At 45.0% G+C, this 17,639-nt stretch carries 15 protein-coding genes; 5 read left to right on the top strand and 10 right to left on the bottom strand.

Translation table 11 applies throughout. From position 1 onward, the window contains the following. Positions 1-33: 33 nt before the first annotated feature. From ACMXYN_RS10870 to ACMXYN_RS10855, 4 genes are all read left to right on the top strand, one after another. Complete coding sequence (locus ACMXYN_RS10870) at positions 34-741, top strand: flagellar brake protein (protein WP_415891838.1); 708 nt, start codon at positions 34-36, stop codon at positions 739-741. Then, a complete protein-coding gene (locus tag ACMXYN_RS10865) occupies positions 734-1,846 on the top strand; it encodes an ATP-NAD kinase family protein (RefSeq protein WP_415891837.1) in 1,113 nt (370 codons plus the stop codon). Before ACMXYN_RS10870 ends, ACMXYN_RS10865 begins: the two co-directional genes overlap by 8 nt. 61 nt (positions 1,847-1,907) lie before the next feature. Further along, positions 1,908-2,159, top strand: a complete 252-nt coding sequence (locus tag ACMXYN_RS10860; RefSeq protein WP_415881612.1) for a hypothetical protein — start codon at positions 1,908-1,910, stop codon at positions 2,157-2,159. A gap of 72 nt (positions 2,160-2,231) precedes the next feature. Then, positions 2,232-2,795, top strand: a complete 564-nt coding sequence (locus ACMXYN_RS10855; RefSeq protein WP_415891836.1) for a hypothetical protein — start codon at positions 2,232-2,234, stop codon at positions 2,793-2,795. A gap of 329 nt (positions 2,796-3,124) precedes the next feature. Here the strand turns inward: ACMXYN_RS10855 and ACMXYN_RS10850 are convergent, their stop codons facing one another. After that, positions 3,125-3,841, bottom strand: a complete 717-nt coding sequence (locus ACMXYN_RS10850; RefSeq protein ID WP_415891835.1) for a YebC/PmpR family DNA-binding transcriptional regulator — start codon at positions 3,839-3,841, stop codon at positions 3,125-3,127. A gap of 170 nt (positions 3,842-4,011) precedes the next feature. Beyond that, on the bottom strand, positions 4,012-4,221 hold the full coding sequence (locus ACMXYN_RS10845; protein WP_415891834.1) for a hypothetical protein: 210 nt from the start codon (positions 4,219-4,221) through the stop codon (positions 4,012-4,014). Between the two features lie 241 nt (positions 4,222-4,462). On the opposite strand from ACMXYN_RS10845, the gene ACMXYN_RS10840 reads away from it, so the two are divergent. After that, entirely contained in the window at positions 4,463-6,394 is a 1,932-nt protein-coding gene (locus ACMXYN_RS10840) for an ATP-dependent DNA helicase RecQ (protein WP_415891833.1), read from the top strand. Here ACMXYN_RS10840 and ACMXYN_RS10835 read toward each other — a convergent pair. From ACMXYN_RS10835 to ACMXYN_RS10800, 8 genes are all read right to left on the bottom strand, one after another. Then, a complete protein-coding gene (locus tag ACMXYN_RS10835) occupies positions 6,386-8,485 on the bottom strand; it encodes an EAL domain-containing protein (RefSeq protein ID WP_415891832.1) in 2,100 nt (699 codons plus the stop codon). The genes ACMXYN_RS10840 and ACMXYN_RS10835 overlap by 9 nt on opposite strands. An 8-nt stretch (positions 8,486-8,493) precedes the next feature. Further along, positions 8,494-10,050: a methyl-accepting chemotaxis protein gene (locus tag ACMXYN_RS10830; RefSeq protein WP_415891831.1), complete on the bottom strand. Its 1,557-nt coding sequence runs from the start codon at positions 10,048-10,050 to the stop codon at positions 8,494-8,496. Positions 10,051-10,405: 355 nt separating this feature from the next. Beyond that, the gene (locus tag ACMXYN_RS10825; RefSeq protein WP_415891830.1) at positions 10,406-12,178 is read right to left on the bottom strand and encodes an acyl-CoA dehydrogenase; all 1,773 of its coding nucleotides are present in this window, start codon (positions 12,176-12,178) and stop codon (positions 10,406-10,408) included. A 132-nt stretch (positions 12,179-12,310) separates the two neighbouring features. After that, complete coding sequence (locus tag ACMXYN_RS10820; protein ID WP_415891829.1) at positions 12,311-13,237, bottom strand: electron transfer flavoprotein subunit alpha/FixB family protein; 927 nt, start codon at positions 13,235-13,237, stop codon at positions 12,311-12,313. Between the two features lie 11 nt (positions 13,238-13,248). Further along, positions 13,249-13,998 (bottom strand): electron transfer flavoprotein subunit beta/FixA family protein, encoded by a 750-nt coding sequence (locus tag ACMXYN_RS10815; protein ID WP_415891828.1) that lies wholly within the window; start codon positions 13,996-13,998, stop codon positions 13,249-13,251. Between the two features lie 60 nt (positions 13,999-14,058). Beyond that, positions 14,059-15,705, bottom strand: coding sequence for an acyl-CoA synthetase (locus tag ACMXYN_RS10810; protein ID WP_415891827.1), 1,647 nt, complete (start codon positions 15,703-15,705; stop codon positions 14,059-14,061). A gap of 43 nt (positions 15,706-15,748) precedes the next feature. Next, positions 15,749-16,675: a branched-chain amino acid ABC transporter permease gene (locus tag ACMXYN_RS10805; protein WP_415891826.1), complete on the bottom strand. Its 927-nt coding sequence runs from the start codon at positions 16,673-16,675 to the stop codon at positions 15,749-15,751. A 9-nt stretch (positions 16,676-16,684) separates the two neighbouring features. Continuing rightward, positions 16,685-17,572, bottom strand: coding sequence for a branched-chain amino acid ABC transporter permease (locus ACMXYN_RS10800; protein WP_415885074.1), 888 nt, complete (start codon positions 17,570-17,572; stop codon positions 16,685-16,687). Between the last annotated feature and the right edge of the window lie 67 nt (positions 17,573-17,639).

Genomic DNA, 17,639 nt, shown 5'->3' with positions numbered 1-17,639 from the left:
AGTCTTTATTAATGCAGTTATTAAGAACCTTGAATGACCGAAGCGTTAGCACAGTTAAAATCCGTTAGAACTCTTGCTGAACTGAACCCTAAAGTGGGGGAAAAGGTTCAGATAGAAACGCGTACTCCGCGTGGGCGTTATTCGGTCCAGCTATTAGGCTATCGTGAAAACGGCAGCATGATGGTTTCAGCACCACGTACCTCGAATTCCATTAATGTTGGATCACGAGTTACCGTTCGATTGATGAGCGGTAACTTTATCTGTGCTTTCAGTGCTAAGTTACTCAAAATTCAGACCAGCCCGTTTGCTTATTGGCATCTTGAATATCCGACCGATACTGAGGTTAGGCGTATCCGAAGTCATACGCGCGTGCCTGTAAATTTGATGGTGTCGATTGATGAATTCGAGTTGGGAAAAGGGCTAAGATTAGATTGGCCAATCAATGCATACTGTACTGATATTAGTATCAAAGGGGCATGCATAGATGCGCCTGTTACCTTAGGTAAAAAAGATGACAAGTTATTTGTTACGACGCGCTTTCAAGTGGCAGGTGCCGATCAGGTAGTACTCACCCCAGTTGTGATAAGAAGTGTACAAGCGGCAGAAGATGGTTTAACCAAAGTGGTGAGCCACGGTGTTGAATTTGAAGAGATGGATGATGACACCCATCTGATTTTGGCTGCTTTTGTATACCAGCAATTTTTAATTGAAACCGGTAATTTGGAGATCATAGGTGTTTAAACTCGGTCTTATTATTAACCCTTTAGCAGGAGTTGGCGGCAGTGTCGCGCTTAAGGGAAGTGACGGTGAGGAGACCGCGAAGAAAGCTCTGGAATTAGGTGCTGAACCTAAAGCCGGCTTACGTACCCTACAGGCTTTGGAAGTACTTCAAGATTTAGATATCCAAGTTATCACTTATCCTGCAGAGATGGGCGAAGAGGTTGCCGTTAAAGCTGGGTTTGAACCCCAAGTCGTTGGCAAGATCGAATCAGGCAATACTCATGCAGAAGATACCTTAAGGGCTGCCAAAGATCTGGTTGCTGCGGGGGTTGATATCATCCTATTTGCCGGTGGTGACGGTACTGCTCGTAATATCTGCGAATCGATTGCCGGTGAAGTGCCGGTTCTGGGTGTGCCGGCAGGTGTAAAAATACACTCTGGTGTATACGCGGTGACGCCTAAAGCTGCGGGTGAAATTGTTGCGATGCTGGTGAAAGGCGAGTTAGTTACCCTAGGTGATCAGGAAGTCCGTGATATTGATGAAGAGGCTTTCCGAGAAGGGCGTGTTCGGGCGAAATATTATGGTGAGCTAGTTGTGCCCCAAGAGCACCGTTTTTTACAGCATGTTAAAAATGGTGGTAAAGAATCCGAAGAGTTGGTGTTGGATGATATCGCGGCAGATATGATCGAGAAGATGGACCCCGATTCATACTATGTCATGGGATCGGGTTCTACGGTCGCTGCAGTGATGGAACAGTTAGGTTTGCCAAATACCTTGTTAGGGGTTGATCTGATCAAAGATAATGAGATCGTTGCTTCAGACTGTACAGCACAGCAACTGCTGGAGTTAACCGAAGGTGAGCCTTGCGAACTAGTAATTACATTGATCGGTGGCCAAGGGCACATTGTTGGGCGCGGCAATCAACAGCTGAGCCCCGCATTGCTTAAGCGAATCGGCAAAGAAAATATCAATGTGATAGCGACCAAAACAAAACTGCGCGAACTGGAAGGCCGCCCGTTAATAGTAGATAGCGGTGACCCGGAGTTAAACGTGAAGCTCTCGGGAGTGATACCAGTTACTACGGGTTATCATGATTCTGTACTGTATCGTGTGGCAGATTACTAAGAGCTTATCTATGCTTTAAGGACCTGTGTTACAGGTCTTTATATATGGGCAGGTGACGGTTGTGGTTAATCACTTATTCAATTTCTTTCTAATGCTCCTTGCTCCAGAATGGATGCGTGATCAAACCCCTGATAAAGATCACTTTTATCGGCGTTTATTCACGGCTAAGCACCGTGCTAAGAGAAATAAAATCAAACTTCTTTGGATCTGCGTACTTAGCCTTTGTGTTCTCTTCCCATTCCCTCATGCAATAGCTGCGCTGGTATTGCTGACCACATTTATCACATTCAGTTGGTTGGATGAATCAAACTGACATCGTTCTGTCATAGAGTCTCGGTAAAGTTTCGCCTGATATTTTTTATAAGAACTTATTGAGGCTCACCCCATGAAAAAACTGATCGCAGGCGCTGTTGTTGCAAGCGCAATGATTGCTCTAACTGGTTGCCACACAAATCAGGCGAAGCAGGAAGAAACTAAAGAAGTTGCTCAGCTAAACAACGATGACCTATACGAAGTTTCTCACGAAGGTCGTCACTATGTTTTTGATGATTTCGCAACTTATCAGTCTTTCCTAACAGTTGGCGAAACATCTTACCGTAAAGTATTTATTGGTGGTGGTCCTAAAGGCGAAACATTGGTATTCGGTCTAACTGGCGCAGACAAAAAGAAAATGTCAGGTATCGCTAGCATCGATATGTTCAAAGGCGAAATGGCTGGTGCAGAGAGCTTCTACGGCGAAATGCGCGGCGAAGATGGTCGTCTATACGTATTCAGTACTCTTGAAGACATGGAAGACGTACGTACTGTAGGTGAAGCACCATATCGTTTCACTCAGATCGCTGCAGGCCCACAAGGCCAGACGGTTGTATTTGTTCTTAATGGAGACAATAAGAAAAAACAACCTGTTGCTTTGATGGCTAAATTCAAAGAAATGAACAATATGAAGTAACATTTCTAACAAGAGCCGGCTTATCTCTTAGGAGGTAAGCGGGCTTTATATTTCACAATACAACCTTCCCAAATTGCTTTTGAGTTTCACTCTGTTGAAAATTCCATTCAATTAATGGAACTTTCGCTGTTCAGGTTAGTCAATAAATACATCCTGCAAGATGGGAAGGCCTTTCGATATGTCATAGGAAAGTTTGGGTTCTGTTATTACGAAAGGTCTTTTTTTAGGCGCTGTTTACGTGAGTAAACGGCGCTTTTTTTATGCGCTTAAACAAATTCAGGCAATAAAAAAGCCTGCTGTATAAGCAGGCTTTTTAGAACAAGCAGAGCTTAGATCTCAGCATTGTGATAAATGTTCTGAACGTCGTCCAGATCATTTAGCATATCGATAAACTTCTCGAACATTGGCAGGTCGTCTGCTGATACAGGTGAGCCGTTATGAGGTACAAATTGAATCTCATCAACGTCTAGGTCTAGACCTTCAATGTTATCTTTAAGTGCTTTTTTAGCTTTAAAGTAATCAGTGTGCGGCGCGAATACAGTAATCTTGCCGTCTTCAGCTTCGATATCTGTTACGTCTACATCTTCCATCATTAGCGCTTCTAAAACAGCGTCTTCATCATCGCCATTGAATACGAAGATAGCACTATGATCGAACATGTGGCTTACGCTGCCCTGAGAACCAATTTTACACTTGGTCTTGTTAAAGCAGTTGCGAACATCACCAAAGGTACGGTTAGGGTTGTCTGTTAGACATTCAACAATAACCATGCAGCCGCCTGGACCAAAACCTTCGTAACGAGCTTCAGAGAAATCTTCACCGCCACCACCTTTAGCCTTGTCTAGCGCTTTGTCGATTACGTGAGCAGGCACTTGGGCCTTTTTAGCTCGTTCGATTAAGCCAGCTAATGCTAGGTTACCATCGACTTCGATGCCGCCAGCTTTCGCACAAACATAGATTTCACGGCTAAATTTACTGTAAACCTTAGCCTTGGCATCGGATGTTTTTGCCATCGACTCTTTACGGTTTTGATAGGCTCGACCCATTGCGATATTCCATACACTGAGAAAAAAGAAGAAAATTCTACCGTTTCAGAGCCAAACTGGAAACCCGCATTTAGGGTGTGCGGATAAGTAATCCACAAAAATATGGTTCTTAATCGAGATCTGAGCAAACTAACAGCGTTTGCTAGTCGGTTAAAGCGGACAAGGGCTAATTAAATGACGTCATGCCCTCTAACTTTTGCTTTTCTTGAAAATATCTGATTGATAGCTCCAGAAACGATTTCTTTGATAATAGGGTGTTCTCCCTCAAGGTCTGCTAGTTGAGCGCAAAACAGAGGTTTATCCTTAGCGGAAGCCCAAGCGGTGAAGTTATCATCGATAACAAGAGATCTAATGACCGAAGAGTACTTATTAATTTCCATGATCAGCTCCATTGCACATTCATTGTGCTTGTGCAGCATTTTTGCACTTGATTATGTCTAAATGGTTAAAGTTTCCTTTCGTTTTTGTTGTTTGTTTAATGTACAGCACTAAACGTGCCATAAAGCACTAGAGTCCTGATGAGTAAGTGCTTTTCATTTTGCGTGATAGCTGTTGCGTCGCGTATAGTTCTAATGAACTTCATCAGTATCGCTAAATGGATTTGGCGCTAAGGAATTTTCTATGGATCTGCAACAATCGCTACAACAACACTTTTCGTTTGATCAATTTCGGGAAGGGCAAGAGCAAACCATCCGTCAGTTACTAGATGGCCAATCGACACTCTCAGTATTTCCAACGGGTGCAGGCAAATCGCTTTGCTATCAATTTACGGCGATTCATCTCCCTAATTTGACCTTGGTGGTATCGCCGTTATTAGCGCTGATGAAAGATCAGTTAGCTTTCTTAAAAGAAAAAGGGATTGCTGCGGCCAGTATAGATTCGACGTTGACGCCTGATGAAAATCGGCAGGTTATGCAGGATATTCGTCAGGGCAATATTAAGATTTTGATGGTCTCTGTGGAGCGGTTTAAAAATGAACGCTTTCGAGAGTTTATTAACTCTGTACAAATCTCGATGTTGGTGGTGGATGAGGCGCATTGTATCTCTGAGTGGGGACATAACTTTCGTCCGGACTATCTGAAATTGCCGCAGTATTGTCAGCAGCTCAATATCCCAACAGTGTTGTTACTGACAGCTACAGCAACTCGTAAAGTTAAAAGGGATATGGCGCAGCGCTTTAATATTGCTGCGGAGCATATAGTTCAGACGGGCTTTTATCGCTCGAATTTGGATTTAATGGTATTGCCGGTTGATGAAGCGGATAAAAAGGCTCAGCTCGCTCAAGTTGTTGCTGCACAAAGTGGCGCAGGTATTGTGTATGTCACTTTGCAACAAACTGCAGAAGAGGTTGCTAATCACCTACAGCAGAAAGGAATAGCTGCAGTTGCTTATCATGCGGGCTTGGACAATGAGGTTAGGCATCAAATCCAAACCGATTTTATGGCGGGAAGAATTGGCGTTGTGGTTGCAACGATTGCCTTCGGTATGGGGGTCGATAAGTCCGATGTACGCTTTGTTATCCATTATGACCTACCTAAATCGATTGAAAACTACAGTCAGGAGATTGGTAGGGCGGGTAGGGATGGTCAGCTGTCTCACTGCATTACTTTGGCAAATTTAGATGGTATTACTACGGTAGAGAACTTCGTATACGGCGATACGCCAGAGCTATCGGGCATCGAATATGTGATCAACAATATTCGGGATGAGGAGAGCGATAAGCAATGGGAGATGCAGGTCTCTCCATTATCCAGCGCTGCGAATATCCGTCAGCTTCCACTAAAAACCTTGTTGGTTCAGTTAGAGCTTCGAGGTGTTATTCATCCTAAATACTCCTATTTTGCTGATTTTAAATATAAGTTTTTGGTCGATCAGCACTTGGTTTTGGAGCGTTTTAAAGATGAACGGCGTCAGTTTATCGAAGCCATTTTCCAACTTACGCAGTTTAAGAAAGTGTGGGGGAATTTAGATTTTGAAAGCCTTTATCAGCATTATGGTTGTGATCGACAGCGGGTTGTTTCGGCGATGGAGTACCTGCAAGAGCAGCAATTGATTGTGCTTGAAACCAAGAAAATCACTGAAGTCTTTGCTGTCGATACCAATAAACTTGCTGAACCTAGTTTGGCTCAATCCCTTGCTGATTACTTTATCGAGAAAGAGGAGAAGGAAGTTCAGCGGATTGCACAGTTAATTCGCTTTTTTGAATTGGATCGGTGTTTAACTTCTAATTTAGCGCGTTATTTTGATGACCAACAAGCGCCTGAACAGTGTGGCCATTGCTCGGCCTGTCGTGGTGAACCTGCAACCTTAAACTATTCTTCTGTTCCAGAGCTACCCAGTGAAGCAGAGCTAATGGGCTTTTTGGACGAATTAAATCTGCTGTTCAAAAGTAAAAGTATTCGTCTGACTGTGGGCGTAGCCTGTCGTTATCTAATGGGGATCAGTGTGCCAGTGCTTACACGTGTAAAAGCAAGGCAGCTATCAGGTTTTGGTTCTTGTGAACGTGTCCGTTTTTCTGAAGTGAAGCAGAAGGTTACAGAGTTATTAGTCTAGAGCAAAGCTTTGCTGTTGCAGAGTTTCTGGCGTTAAAGGTTTAGAAAGAAGGAAACCTTGGTAGTTCTGGCAGCCTTTGTTCTGAAGGTATGCCAGTTGGTTTTGGGTTTCTATACCTTCGGCAACGATCTGGAGATCTAGATTGTGAGCCAGTTGAATAATGGAATCGAGTACGCGCATATCAGAGTCTGTCCCTATATCGTTGATAAAACTTCGATCAATTTTCAGAATGCTGGCAGGGAATTGGTTCAAGTAAGCAAGAGAAGAGTAACCGGTTCCAAAATCGTCAATAGCGATACTGAAGCCCGCTTTTGATAGCTCTTCAAGAATCGATTTTCCGGTTTCCATCTGCTCCATAAGTACGGATTCAGTGACTTCAAGGATCAATTGATCGTGCCGCAGATTATATTGTTTGCAAGCGAGCTTAATTCTATCGGCTAAGTTGTAATCGCCGAGTTGGTAACCGGAGAGGTTAATGGCTACTGGGAAGGTTTTAATCCCCATCTCTTGCCAGACGCCGAGCTGTCTGCAGGCTTCGTTGATAACCCATTCGCCAATCTCTCGAATTAAACCGGTTTCCTCTGCGAGGGGGATAAAGCGTGCAGGTGAAATGGGTCCTAGTTCTGAATGGGTCCAACGTAAAAGGGCTTCTACTTTCTCGAGTTGCCTTTGTTGGTTAAAGATAGGCTGGTAAACAAGTGATAGACCATCACTGCTGATGGCATTCCGTAATTGCGCTTCTATTTTTAAGTTTTCGACCGATGCTTTCTTGAGTGCCGGGGTATATACCGCTATGGCACCTTGTTTTATATCTTTCTTCGAATTCAACGCCATAGTCGCAGCATTAGTGACTTCAGCTAGGTTCTTTCCGTGATCTGGGGCGGAGGCTAAGCCAATATGAGCCGAGATGGATACCTCTGTGCCATCAATACAGAAAGGGGTGCTTATCACCTGTTTAATCTCATGCAGTAGCATGTTTACGTACAGAGAGCTGCTACTGCAAAGAATGGCGATTTCATCGTTACCGATTTGGGCAAGATAGTCTTTATCAGAACAGGTTAGTGCTATTCGGGTAATTACGTCTTCGATCAGCTTTTCCGCAATACCTGCTCCGTATGTGTTACGAATTGTATTGAAGCGTTGTATGTCGAGAACGATAATCTTCGCGCTGCCTTCGTTATTCATCAGCAGTTCAAACTCGACTTCGAGTTGCTTAATGCGCGGGATTAATTTGACTGATGAGCTATTACCTAGGCTATCAATACTATAAATTTGCGATAGGTCCGAGAGAGTACCAAGGTAATGGGTGACAATGCCGTCGTTGTCAGTGATCTCGCTGATCGTAAGGTGCTGTAGGTACTCATCTCCCTCTTTATTGATGTTCCATAATGCGCCAGACCATAGACCTGTTCGTGATATCTCATTCCACATGGATTCATAGATATCCTTGTTATTGTTGGAGCTTAGGTTGGAGATATGACGGCCAACAATATCTACATTTGAATAGCCTGTGATCTTCTCGAATTGAACATTTACTTCGACGACATTTAGGTTGACGTCAGTGATAACAGCACCGGTTGAAAGCTGATTGATGTTCTCTTGAATTTTTCGATAACGATCATGCCTTTTAATGGCTTCTGTTTTTAGTAGACGGATTAAATAGCGGTTTTCATTATTCGGTGTGCAATGAACGGTAATATTTGAAACAGGATCACCATTTTCATGGGCCAAGCTAAATACGCGTTTGTGTTCGAAACCTTGTTTTAATCCCGCATGTAGCTCTTCAGGAAGATGGTGGAAAATATTTCTTAATCGATGGGGCTTTGTAAGTGGAGAAAGGTTGAAGAACTCCTTTGCCGAACCATTCATACCCAAGATAGCGTCTTCTGTACAAAGTAGGGTCGGAACGGGCTCGTTGTTTAGCAGTTCTTCTAGCTCCGAGGATATTTTTGAAATTAACCCTCGCGAACGGCTGAGTCTTATCTCATACCATAGCGGCACGAGTAATAAGGCCAGAATTAATGCCGCAACCAGCAAGGCAATATGGTTGATCGCTGGCGGAGAGAGTCTGGTAGCTAATTCAACATGCATGACTGCACCTAAGCGGTGAATGTCTTCATCAGAGAATTAAGGTCTTTAACCAACACTTTGAGATTGTCACAAGCGTGGTTCGTCTTATCCGCCGCATCCATATTGGAGCTAGCCACATTTCTAATACTCAAAATGCTATTGCTGATCTCGTCTGAAACGGCACTTTGCTGTTCGGATGCGCTGGCAACCTGCAGGCATCGATCTGAAACCTGAGTCATGGCATGAGAAACTTGATCAAATGAATGACTAGCTTCTTTCGCAAGTTCAATGCCCTTGTGTGCTTGACCTGAACAACGCTCCATCGCGTTAGCTGTTTCTTCAACCTGCTTCTGGATCGTATCGATAGTATTTCGAATTTCGCTGGTGGATGATTGCGTACGTTGCGCAAGGGTTCTTACTTCATCAGCGACTACCGCGAATCCACGTCCTTGTTCTCCCGCTCGAGCTGCTTCGATTGCGGCATTTAGCGCGAGAAGATTAGTCTGTTCTGCGATCTCATTGATTATGTTGATAATCTGTTCAATTGAATGAGCCTGATGTTTAAGTTCATCAGAAGAAGCAGAGGCAGCCTGTACATCGCTTACCAGCTCTGAAATACCTTCCAACATGACACTGATATTGTTTTTGCCTTGCTCCGCCAGATCAGACGCGTGTTGTGTTGCTGTAGAGGTTTGCGCTGTGTTGTCGGCAATATCATGCGCTGTGGCTGACATTTGAGTCGCTGCACTGGCCAACATGTCGCTTTCAGCATTTTGCTGATGGATCCCCGAGGTTGTCTGAGCGACGGCATCATCGGTCTCATGCATAACCTCATTGAGTGTTTTAATACTGTCTTCAACGCGGCCAACAACCGTTCTTAAGCGGGCCTGCATCATTCGGGTTGCTAACTCCACTGAGCCTTGCTCATGCATGTTTTCAGCCATTACCAATTGCGCTAGAGGGTTGGCGTAGATTCCATCCGCAGTTGAAGCTATTTCTGATAGATGATGCGTATGGCGATACATCGCAAACATAGAGATCGTAAACACGACGAACATTGCTATGTACTGGAGAAAAGCTTCAAAAGGTAAGAGTGTGCAAGCAGCCATTGAAAGGCTGGTAATCGCAGTGGTCGCCAAAATGCGTGCAGCAAGGCTTTTTCCTTTAACGACTTTGCTAGGGGAGCTATTCAGTTTTGCGTAAACTTTTTCAGCACGTTCGATCTGGTAACTTGTAGGACGCGTCCGTACGGATTGGTAACCGCTTTTCTCGCCTTTATCATTGTAGATAGGCATAACATAAGCTTGAACCCAATAATGGTCACCGTTTTTGCAGCGGTTCTTAACCATGCCCATCCAAGGCTGATCATTCTTCATATGGTGCCAAAGGTCGCCAAAAGCTGCTTTGGGCATATCAGGGTGTCGGACGATGTTGTGATGTTGACCAATCAGCTCTTCTTGGGAGTAACCAGCAACTTCACAAAATTCAGGATTCGCGTAGGTGATAATTCCCTGAGTATCTGTGGTCGAAATCAAGCGAACATTTTCTGGATAGGTATGTTCTATTCCCGTTGTATTAGTGCTCATGTTCTGGTCTCCAGTGTCTTTCGTTCGGTTTCTGGAGCGACATGTAATTATTTTTATTGGCCGCGATCAGTGGGCTCGTAAGTCATTGACCGTCTGTTCGGTCGCCACTGTTGGTACGATTATCCCGTACTACGATTAAATATATATGACATAAACAATTGTGCATCGCAACATAATTGTGATTAAAAAACATTCAGATGTTCAGTATTAATTTGAGCCTTTATGATCTAATTGATTGATAGGTTTATATAAAAAAGCCCTCCTAAAAGGAGGGCAAAGAGGCCTTTAAGCCTAAAGGAGCCCAACAGCTCCGGAGTGGTAACACCACCATCGTGAAGAGCGTAAAAGTAGAGGTCTAAAGCTGTTCAATATCCAAAGCAAAAGTATGATTTAAGCCAGTCTGCACGGTTGCTGCATGTTGGCTTACTCTTGGTAGGTAATGGTCAGCAAAGAACAATGCGGTAGAAACTTTAGCGTTAAGGAAATCATCGCCGTAGTCGTTATCCGCGCCTTTTAGCTCTTCAGCTTTGATGGCGCCTTGCGCTAGTAGCCAGCCACCGGTTAGGTAGCCCATCATCATGAGGTTATCGACACTGATATTGCCCATTAATTGTTTATCGCTGCCCGCGTTTTCTAGGATAAATTGGCCGGCCGAGGTCGCATCTCGAAGCGCAGTGGTTAGTTTTTTACCAAGCTCTTGTAGGGCTTCTGAATCTGAGTGAAGTAGCAGTTCAGTAGTGGCTTGAACATCGGCTTGCAGTTGCGATAAAGCAGCGCCTTTATCAAACAGTGTTTTACGACCGATAAGGTCAAGGGCTTGGATACCTGTAGTACCTTCGTAAATCGGTAAAATACGTGCATCACGGTAATGTTGCGCTGCACCTGTTTCTTCGATAAAACCCATGCCGCCGTGAACCTGGATATTCAGTGATGTCAGTTCTTGTGCCAGTTCAGTCATCCAGCCTTTAACAATAGGTGTGTAAAACTCTACCCGTGATTTGCTGGTTTGATCGCCATGATGTGCGCGGTCAATATCCGCAGCAGCGGTATAGGCAAGCGCACGCATGGCTTCATTGCCTGCTTTCATCGCCATCAACATACGGCGTACATCAGGGTGATTGATGATCGCAATTTTGCTGCCATCAGGATTGCTGCCTTGGAAACGTTCTTGGCTGTATTGCAGTGCTTGTTGGTAAGCACGCTCGGAGATAGACAGACCTTGTAGGCCTACCGATTGGCGAGCATGGTTCATCATTGTGAACATGTAGCTCAGGCCTTTGTTTGCTTCACCTACGAGGTAACCGATTGCGCCTTCGTTATCACCAAAGCTCATGACACAGGTTGGGCTGCCATGGATACCCAGTTTGTGTTCTAGGGATACACAGCTTACGTCGTTTAATTCCCCCGGTTGGCCTTGATCATCTAAAAGATATTTAGGCACGATAAACAGCGAGATACCCTTAACACCGGCAGGTGCATCTGGCAGACGAGCAAGCACGAGATGCACGATGTTTGATGTCATCTGGTGATCGCCCCAAGTGATAAAGATCTTCTGGCCAGTAATCTTGTAGTGATCGCCTTCAGGTATAGCTTTGGATGCTACCGCTGCTAGGTCCGAACCTGCATTTGGTTCAGTCAGGTTCATGGTACCGGTCCATTCACCACTAATCAGTTGTGGTAGGTATTGTGCTTTTAATTCGTCACTACCATGCGCAATCAAGGCTTCTACAGCGCCTTGGCTGAGCATAGGGCAGAGTGCAAAGCCCATATTAGCCGAATGCCACAACTCATTTACGGCTGTACCTATGACATTGGGAAGCGCCTGACCGCCAAACTCTTCAGGACCCGTTAGCGTTGCCCAACCATTTTCGACAAACTGCTGATAGGCATCGGAAAAGCCAGCGGTTTCTTGTACTGCACCATCTGCAACCGTAGCGCCGTTTTGGTCGCCTACCCAGTTTAAAGGGGCTAAAACATCAGAGGCTAATTTACCCGCTTCCTCAACGATCACGTTCGCTAGCTCAGAGTTAACTTCATCTAGGTTTTGTTCACTGCATAGCTGATCTAGATCGATCAGATGGTTTAGTAGAAAGCTGGCATCTTGTAGTGGTGGAGTATAAGTGCTCATAAATCTCTCATCTCTTGATTAGAGCGGCTATATAAAAACATCCAAGCGGCTCTTTAAGTTGTATCTTGTTTGTTACTTTAAAAAGGCGAGCTGGGTAAAAAGGCGACAAGTACCCAGCCCGCATCAAAGGAGCTACAGTTTATTTTGTAGCTCTGGCATCACGTCAAACAGGTCAGCAACTAAGCCATAATCTGCGACGGAAAAAATAGGTGCTTCTTCATCTTTGTTGATAGCAACAATAGTTTTGGAATCTTTCATTCCTGCAAGATGTTGAATAGCACCTGAAATACCAACAGCGATATAAAGCTCTGGCGCGACGATCTTACCGGTCTGGCCTACTTGCATATCGTTTGGAACAAAGCCTGCGTCAACCGCTGCGCGGGATGCACCTACGGCAGCGCCTAACTTGTCTGCTACTTGTTCTAGCAGACCGAAATTCTCACCGTTACCCATACCGCGGCCGCCTGAAATAATGATGTTAGCAGCAGTCAGCTCAGGACGATCAGACTCAGCGACTTCTTCACTAACAAAGCTTGATAGTTGGGCATCATGAGCAATCGAAATCTCGCTAATCTCCGCTGAATTGCCTTTTTCAGCAGTGTCGAAAGCGGTTGTTCGCACGGTGATGACTTTTATTGGATCTAATGATTCTACGGTTGCGACCGCGTTACCTGCGTAGATAGGGCGCTGGAACGTTGTAGCGGACTCAACAGCGGTGATATCTGAGATCTGAACCACATCCAGTAACGCTGCTACGCGTGGAAGGTAGTTTTTCCCTGAGGTAGTGGCAGGCGCGAGGATATGATCATAGTCCTTACCTAGCTCGGTAATCAGCTTAGCCATGTTCTCTGCTAGCTGGTATTCGTAAGCTAGTTCATCAGCAAGTAGCACTTTACTAACACCTGTGATCTCTGAGGCTGAAACGGCTACAGCTTTGCAGTTACTGCCCGCAACCAGTAGATGAATATCACCACCGATTTGTGTCGCTGCTGTAATCGTGTTGAGAGTGACTTGTTTTAGTGTACGGTTGTCATGTTCTGCAATAACGAGAATAGTCATATATCACCCCCTTAAATTACTTTTGCTTCGTTCTGAAGTTTCTCGATCAATTCATCAACGCTGTTTACTCGGATACCCGCTGCACGCTCTACTGGTGGCGTGACTTTCAATAACTTGGTGTGGTTTTTTAGCTCTACACCTAAGTCCGCAGGGCATTTGACCGCTAAAGACTTCCGCTTAGCTTTCATAATGTTTGGTAGCGAAGCGTAGCGAGGTTCGTTTAGTCGGAGGTCTGTAGTCACGATTGCTGGTAGTTTTAGCTCGACGGTTTGAAGTCCACCGTCAACTTCGCGAGTAACTTGAGCTTTGCCATCTTCGACTTTAACTTCTGAAGCGAATGTACCTTGTGGCATATCGGTTAGCGCCGCTAACATCTGACCTGTCTGGTTGTTATCGCTATCAATTGCTTGTTTACCCATAATGACCAGATCAGGTTGCTCCTCGTCGATCACTTTGCTTAATAGTTTTGCTACATTTAGTGATTCAGGAAGCTCATCAGTTTCAATCTGAATACCACGATCAGCACCTAAAGCTAGGGCTGTTCTAATCTGTTCCTGGCATGCTTTAGGTCCGATCGATACGATGACGATCTCGTCTGCTTTGCCTGCTTCTTTTAGGCGAACTGCTTCTTCTACAGCGATCTCGCAAAACGGGTTGAGTGCCATTTTTACATTGGCTAGATCTACATCGGTGTTGTCTGCTTTAACGCGCACTTTTACGTTGTAATCAATCACGCGTTTTACGGTAACTAAAATTTTCATCTGTTTACCTCTCCGACCTAGGAGCAGTGCTCCTAGGTTTTCACTCTGGTGTTATAAGTCTTATGATTTTTGAGGTTCGGTACCGTTGGCACGATCTCGAAGTAGGAACTTCTGGATCTTACCGGTCGATGTTTTAGGCAGAGGACCGAAAACAATATCCTTCGGTGCTTTAAAGTGGGCCATGTGTTCACGACAGAAATCGATTAGCTCTTTTTCTGTGATATCGCGTTCAGAGCCCTCTTTCAGAGCAACGAAAGCACAAGGTGTTTCACCCCATTTCTCGTTGTTCTTAGCAACTACCGCAGCTTCTTGGATAAATGGGTGACGGTATAGAACATCTTCCACTTCAATTGAGGAGATGTTTTCACCACCTGAGATGATGATGTCTTTAGAGCGATCTTTGATCTCGATGTAGCCATCCGCATGCCATACCGCTAGATCACCCGAGTGGAACCAACCACCTTCAAAAGCTTTATCAGTGGTTTCTGGGTTCTTTAGATAGCCTTTCATTACTAGGTTACCCTGCATGAAAATCTCACCCATTGTTTCGCCATCTCGAGGCACAGGCTCCATCGTTGTTGGGTCAGCAACCATTAGGCCATCAAGCATTGGCGCTCTAACACCTTGACGAGATTTTAAGCGTGCTTTTTCATCAGCCGTTTTGTCATTCCATTCATCGTGCCAAGCACATACAACAGAAGGGCCGTAGGTTTCAGTCAAGCCATAAACGTGGGTTACGCTAAAGCCAAGTGCTTCCATACCTGCAATAACCGCTGCTGGTGGCGCTGCACCTGCTGTCATTACATTTACTTGATGCTCGATACCGGCTTTAAGTTCTTCATCTGCGGAATTCAGCATGTTCAGAACGATAGGTGCACCACAGAAGAAACCAACTTTCTCTTCTTTAATCGCATTGAAAATGTGATCTGCGCGGACATGGCGAAGGCAGACATTAACACCTGCCATAGCAGCGATTGTCCATGGGAAACACCAACCATTGCAGTGGAACATGGGTAGGGTCCACAGATACACAGGGTGCTGGCCCATACCCCATGAAATGGAGTTACTGATAGCGTTTAGGTAAGCACCGCGATGGTGGTATACAACACCTTTTGGATTACCTGTAGTGCCTGATGTGTAGTTGAGCGTGATGGCGTTCCACTCATCATTCACTTGGTGCGGTGTGAAGTTTTCGTCGCCTAGCTTGAGGAAATCATCGTATTTGATATCGCCGATGAATTCGCCTTCGGTCCAATAAGGATCATCGATATCGATAATGAATGGTTTTTCATCCATTAGTTCAAATGCACCTTTTACTACAGAACTGAACTCACGGTCAGTAATAAGAACCTTGCTCTCAGCATGCTGTAAAATAAATGCAACGGCTTCAGAATCTAGACGGATATTGATTGAATTAAGCACGGCGCCACACATAGGTACGGCGAAATGCGCTTCAAAGTGTTCAGCTAGGTTTGGCGCTAAAATTGAAACGGCATCGCCTGGATTGACGCCTTTTTGCTTTAAAGCGCTAGCTAGTTTCTTACAACGATTATAGGTTTCAGCCCAGCTGCGGCGTATTTCGCCATGAACAGTGGCTGTACGCTCTGGATAGACACTAGCTGCACGTTCGATAAACGTAATAGGTGTCAGTGCAGAATAATTGGCCAGATTTTTATCCAGATCGGTTTCGAAAGCTGAAGTGATCACTGTCTCTCTCCTTGCTATTTACCGCTAACGCTCAGTTTCGCGCTTAGCTAAAGTTATTACGTTTAAATTTGATAAATTGGCCGACTATTCCGCTGCGGAAGCTCAAAACGCAAACCACAAAAACAGCGCCCATAATGATGTGAATGTAGTTACCCATCTCGCCACCAGAGAGGTAGTTCTGCATGCTGACGATAAAGCCTGCACCTAATACTGGGCCGAAGATCGTGCCTACGCCGCCAACAAGTGTCATAAGGATGACTTCGCCTGACATGTGCCAATGAACATCGGTTAGGGATGCCAATTGGAAAACCAGCGTTTTAGTCGAGCCAGCAAGCGCTGCCAGAGCAGATGAGATGATGAAGGCAATCCATTTGTAACGATTAACGTCGTAACCTAATGAAGTCGCGCGGGCTTCGTTATCTCGAATTGCTTTTAAGACTTGGCCAAATGGTGAATGAATGGTGCGGTTGATCATCCAGTAACCGAATACAAAAATGGCCAGCACAAAGTAATACATGGTGTAGTTATTGCTTAGGTCTAGTAGCCCAAACAGCTCGCCACGAGGCACACCTTGCATACCATCTTCACCATTAGTGAATGGCGCTTGTAGGTAAAGGAAGAACACTAACTGTGCCAAAGCCAAGGTCACCATGGCGAAGTAGATGCCTTCACGCTTAACCGCAAGCTTGCCAAAAATCGCACCTAATAAGCCGCCGGCAACCGTTCCCGCGAGAATGGCAAGTTCAGGTGTAATACCGCTATTGATCATGAGGTAACCGGTGATGTATCCACCCGTTCCTAAGAACGCCGCATGACCAAAGGAAAGTAGTCCCACGAATCCAAGCAATAAGTTAAATGCACAGGCAAAAAGTGCAAAGCACAGGACTTTAGCTAGGAATACTGGGTAAAGAGCTGCTGGTGCGATCAACGCTAGAGCCAGCAGTGCAATGTTTAGTTTTTGATTATTCATACCGATCTCCTAAGCTTCTTTACCGAATAAACCGGCTGGCTTGAGTAGCAGCACAATAACCATCACCAAGAAGATAATGGTGGTAGAGGCTTCGGGATAAAAATATTTGGTTAGGCCTTCCACGATTCCCATACCAAGGCCCGTGAGAATAGCACCACCGATAGAGCCCATACCGCCAATAACTACGATGGCAAACACCACGATTAAGATGTTTGAGCCCATATCAGGAGATACTGAATAGACTGGAGCAGCCATAACACCAGCAAAGCCTGCTAAAGCAACGCCGAAACCAAAGGTCAAAGTAACGATCAATGGCACGTTGATCCCAAAGGCTTGCATCAATTGTGGGTTCTCTGTGCCTGCGCGAAGGTAAGCTCCTAGCTTGGTTTTTTCGATCATCCACCAAGTGCCAGCGCAGACAATGATAGAAGCGATAATGATCCAAGCCCTATAATTAGGCAGGTACATAAATGGCAGACGGTTACCGCCTTTTAGTTCTTCAGGAATGGCGTATGACATGCCTGAAGAGCCAAACATATGGGTAAAAGCACCTTGAATAATCAAGGCTAAGCCGAACGTTAACAGTAGGCTGTAGAGGTGATCTTCATTAGCGATAGGGCGAATGAGAAAGCGCTCCATCAATATGCCGATTGCGCCAATGCAGATCGGTACAAGGATCAAAGCCACCCAGTAGTTGATGCCCATATATTTCAGGGCTAAAAAGGCGATAAATGCACCCAGCATATAGAGTGCACCTTGCGCGAAGTTAATTATCTTCAGCAGACCGAAGATAATGGCCAGTCCGAGGCTAAGCAAGGCGTAGAATGAGCCGTTGATCAACCCAACCAATAACTGGCCAAATAGGGCAAAGAGGTTAATATCAAACATAACAATCATCTACCTGTAGTCATCCCAGTGGGATGTATGAAGCAGGTGTGGTGGCAAAGCCAAATAGTATTTGCCA

Origin of the sequence: Neptuniibacter sp. PT8_73 (genome assembly GCF_047778045.1) — a bacterium.
Lineage (GTDB): Bacteria > Pseudomonadota > Gammaproteobacteria > Pseudomonadales > Balneatricaceae > Neptuniibacter.
This window is presented reverse-complemented; position numbering and strand designations above follow the sequence as displayed.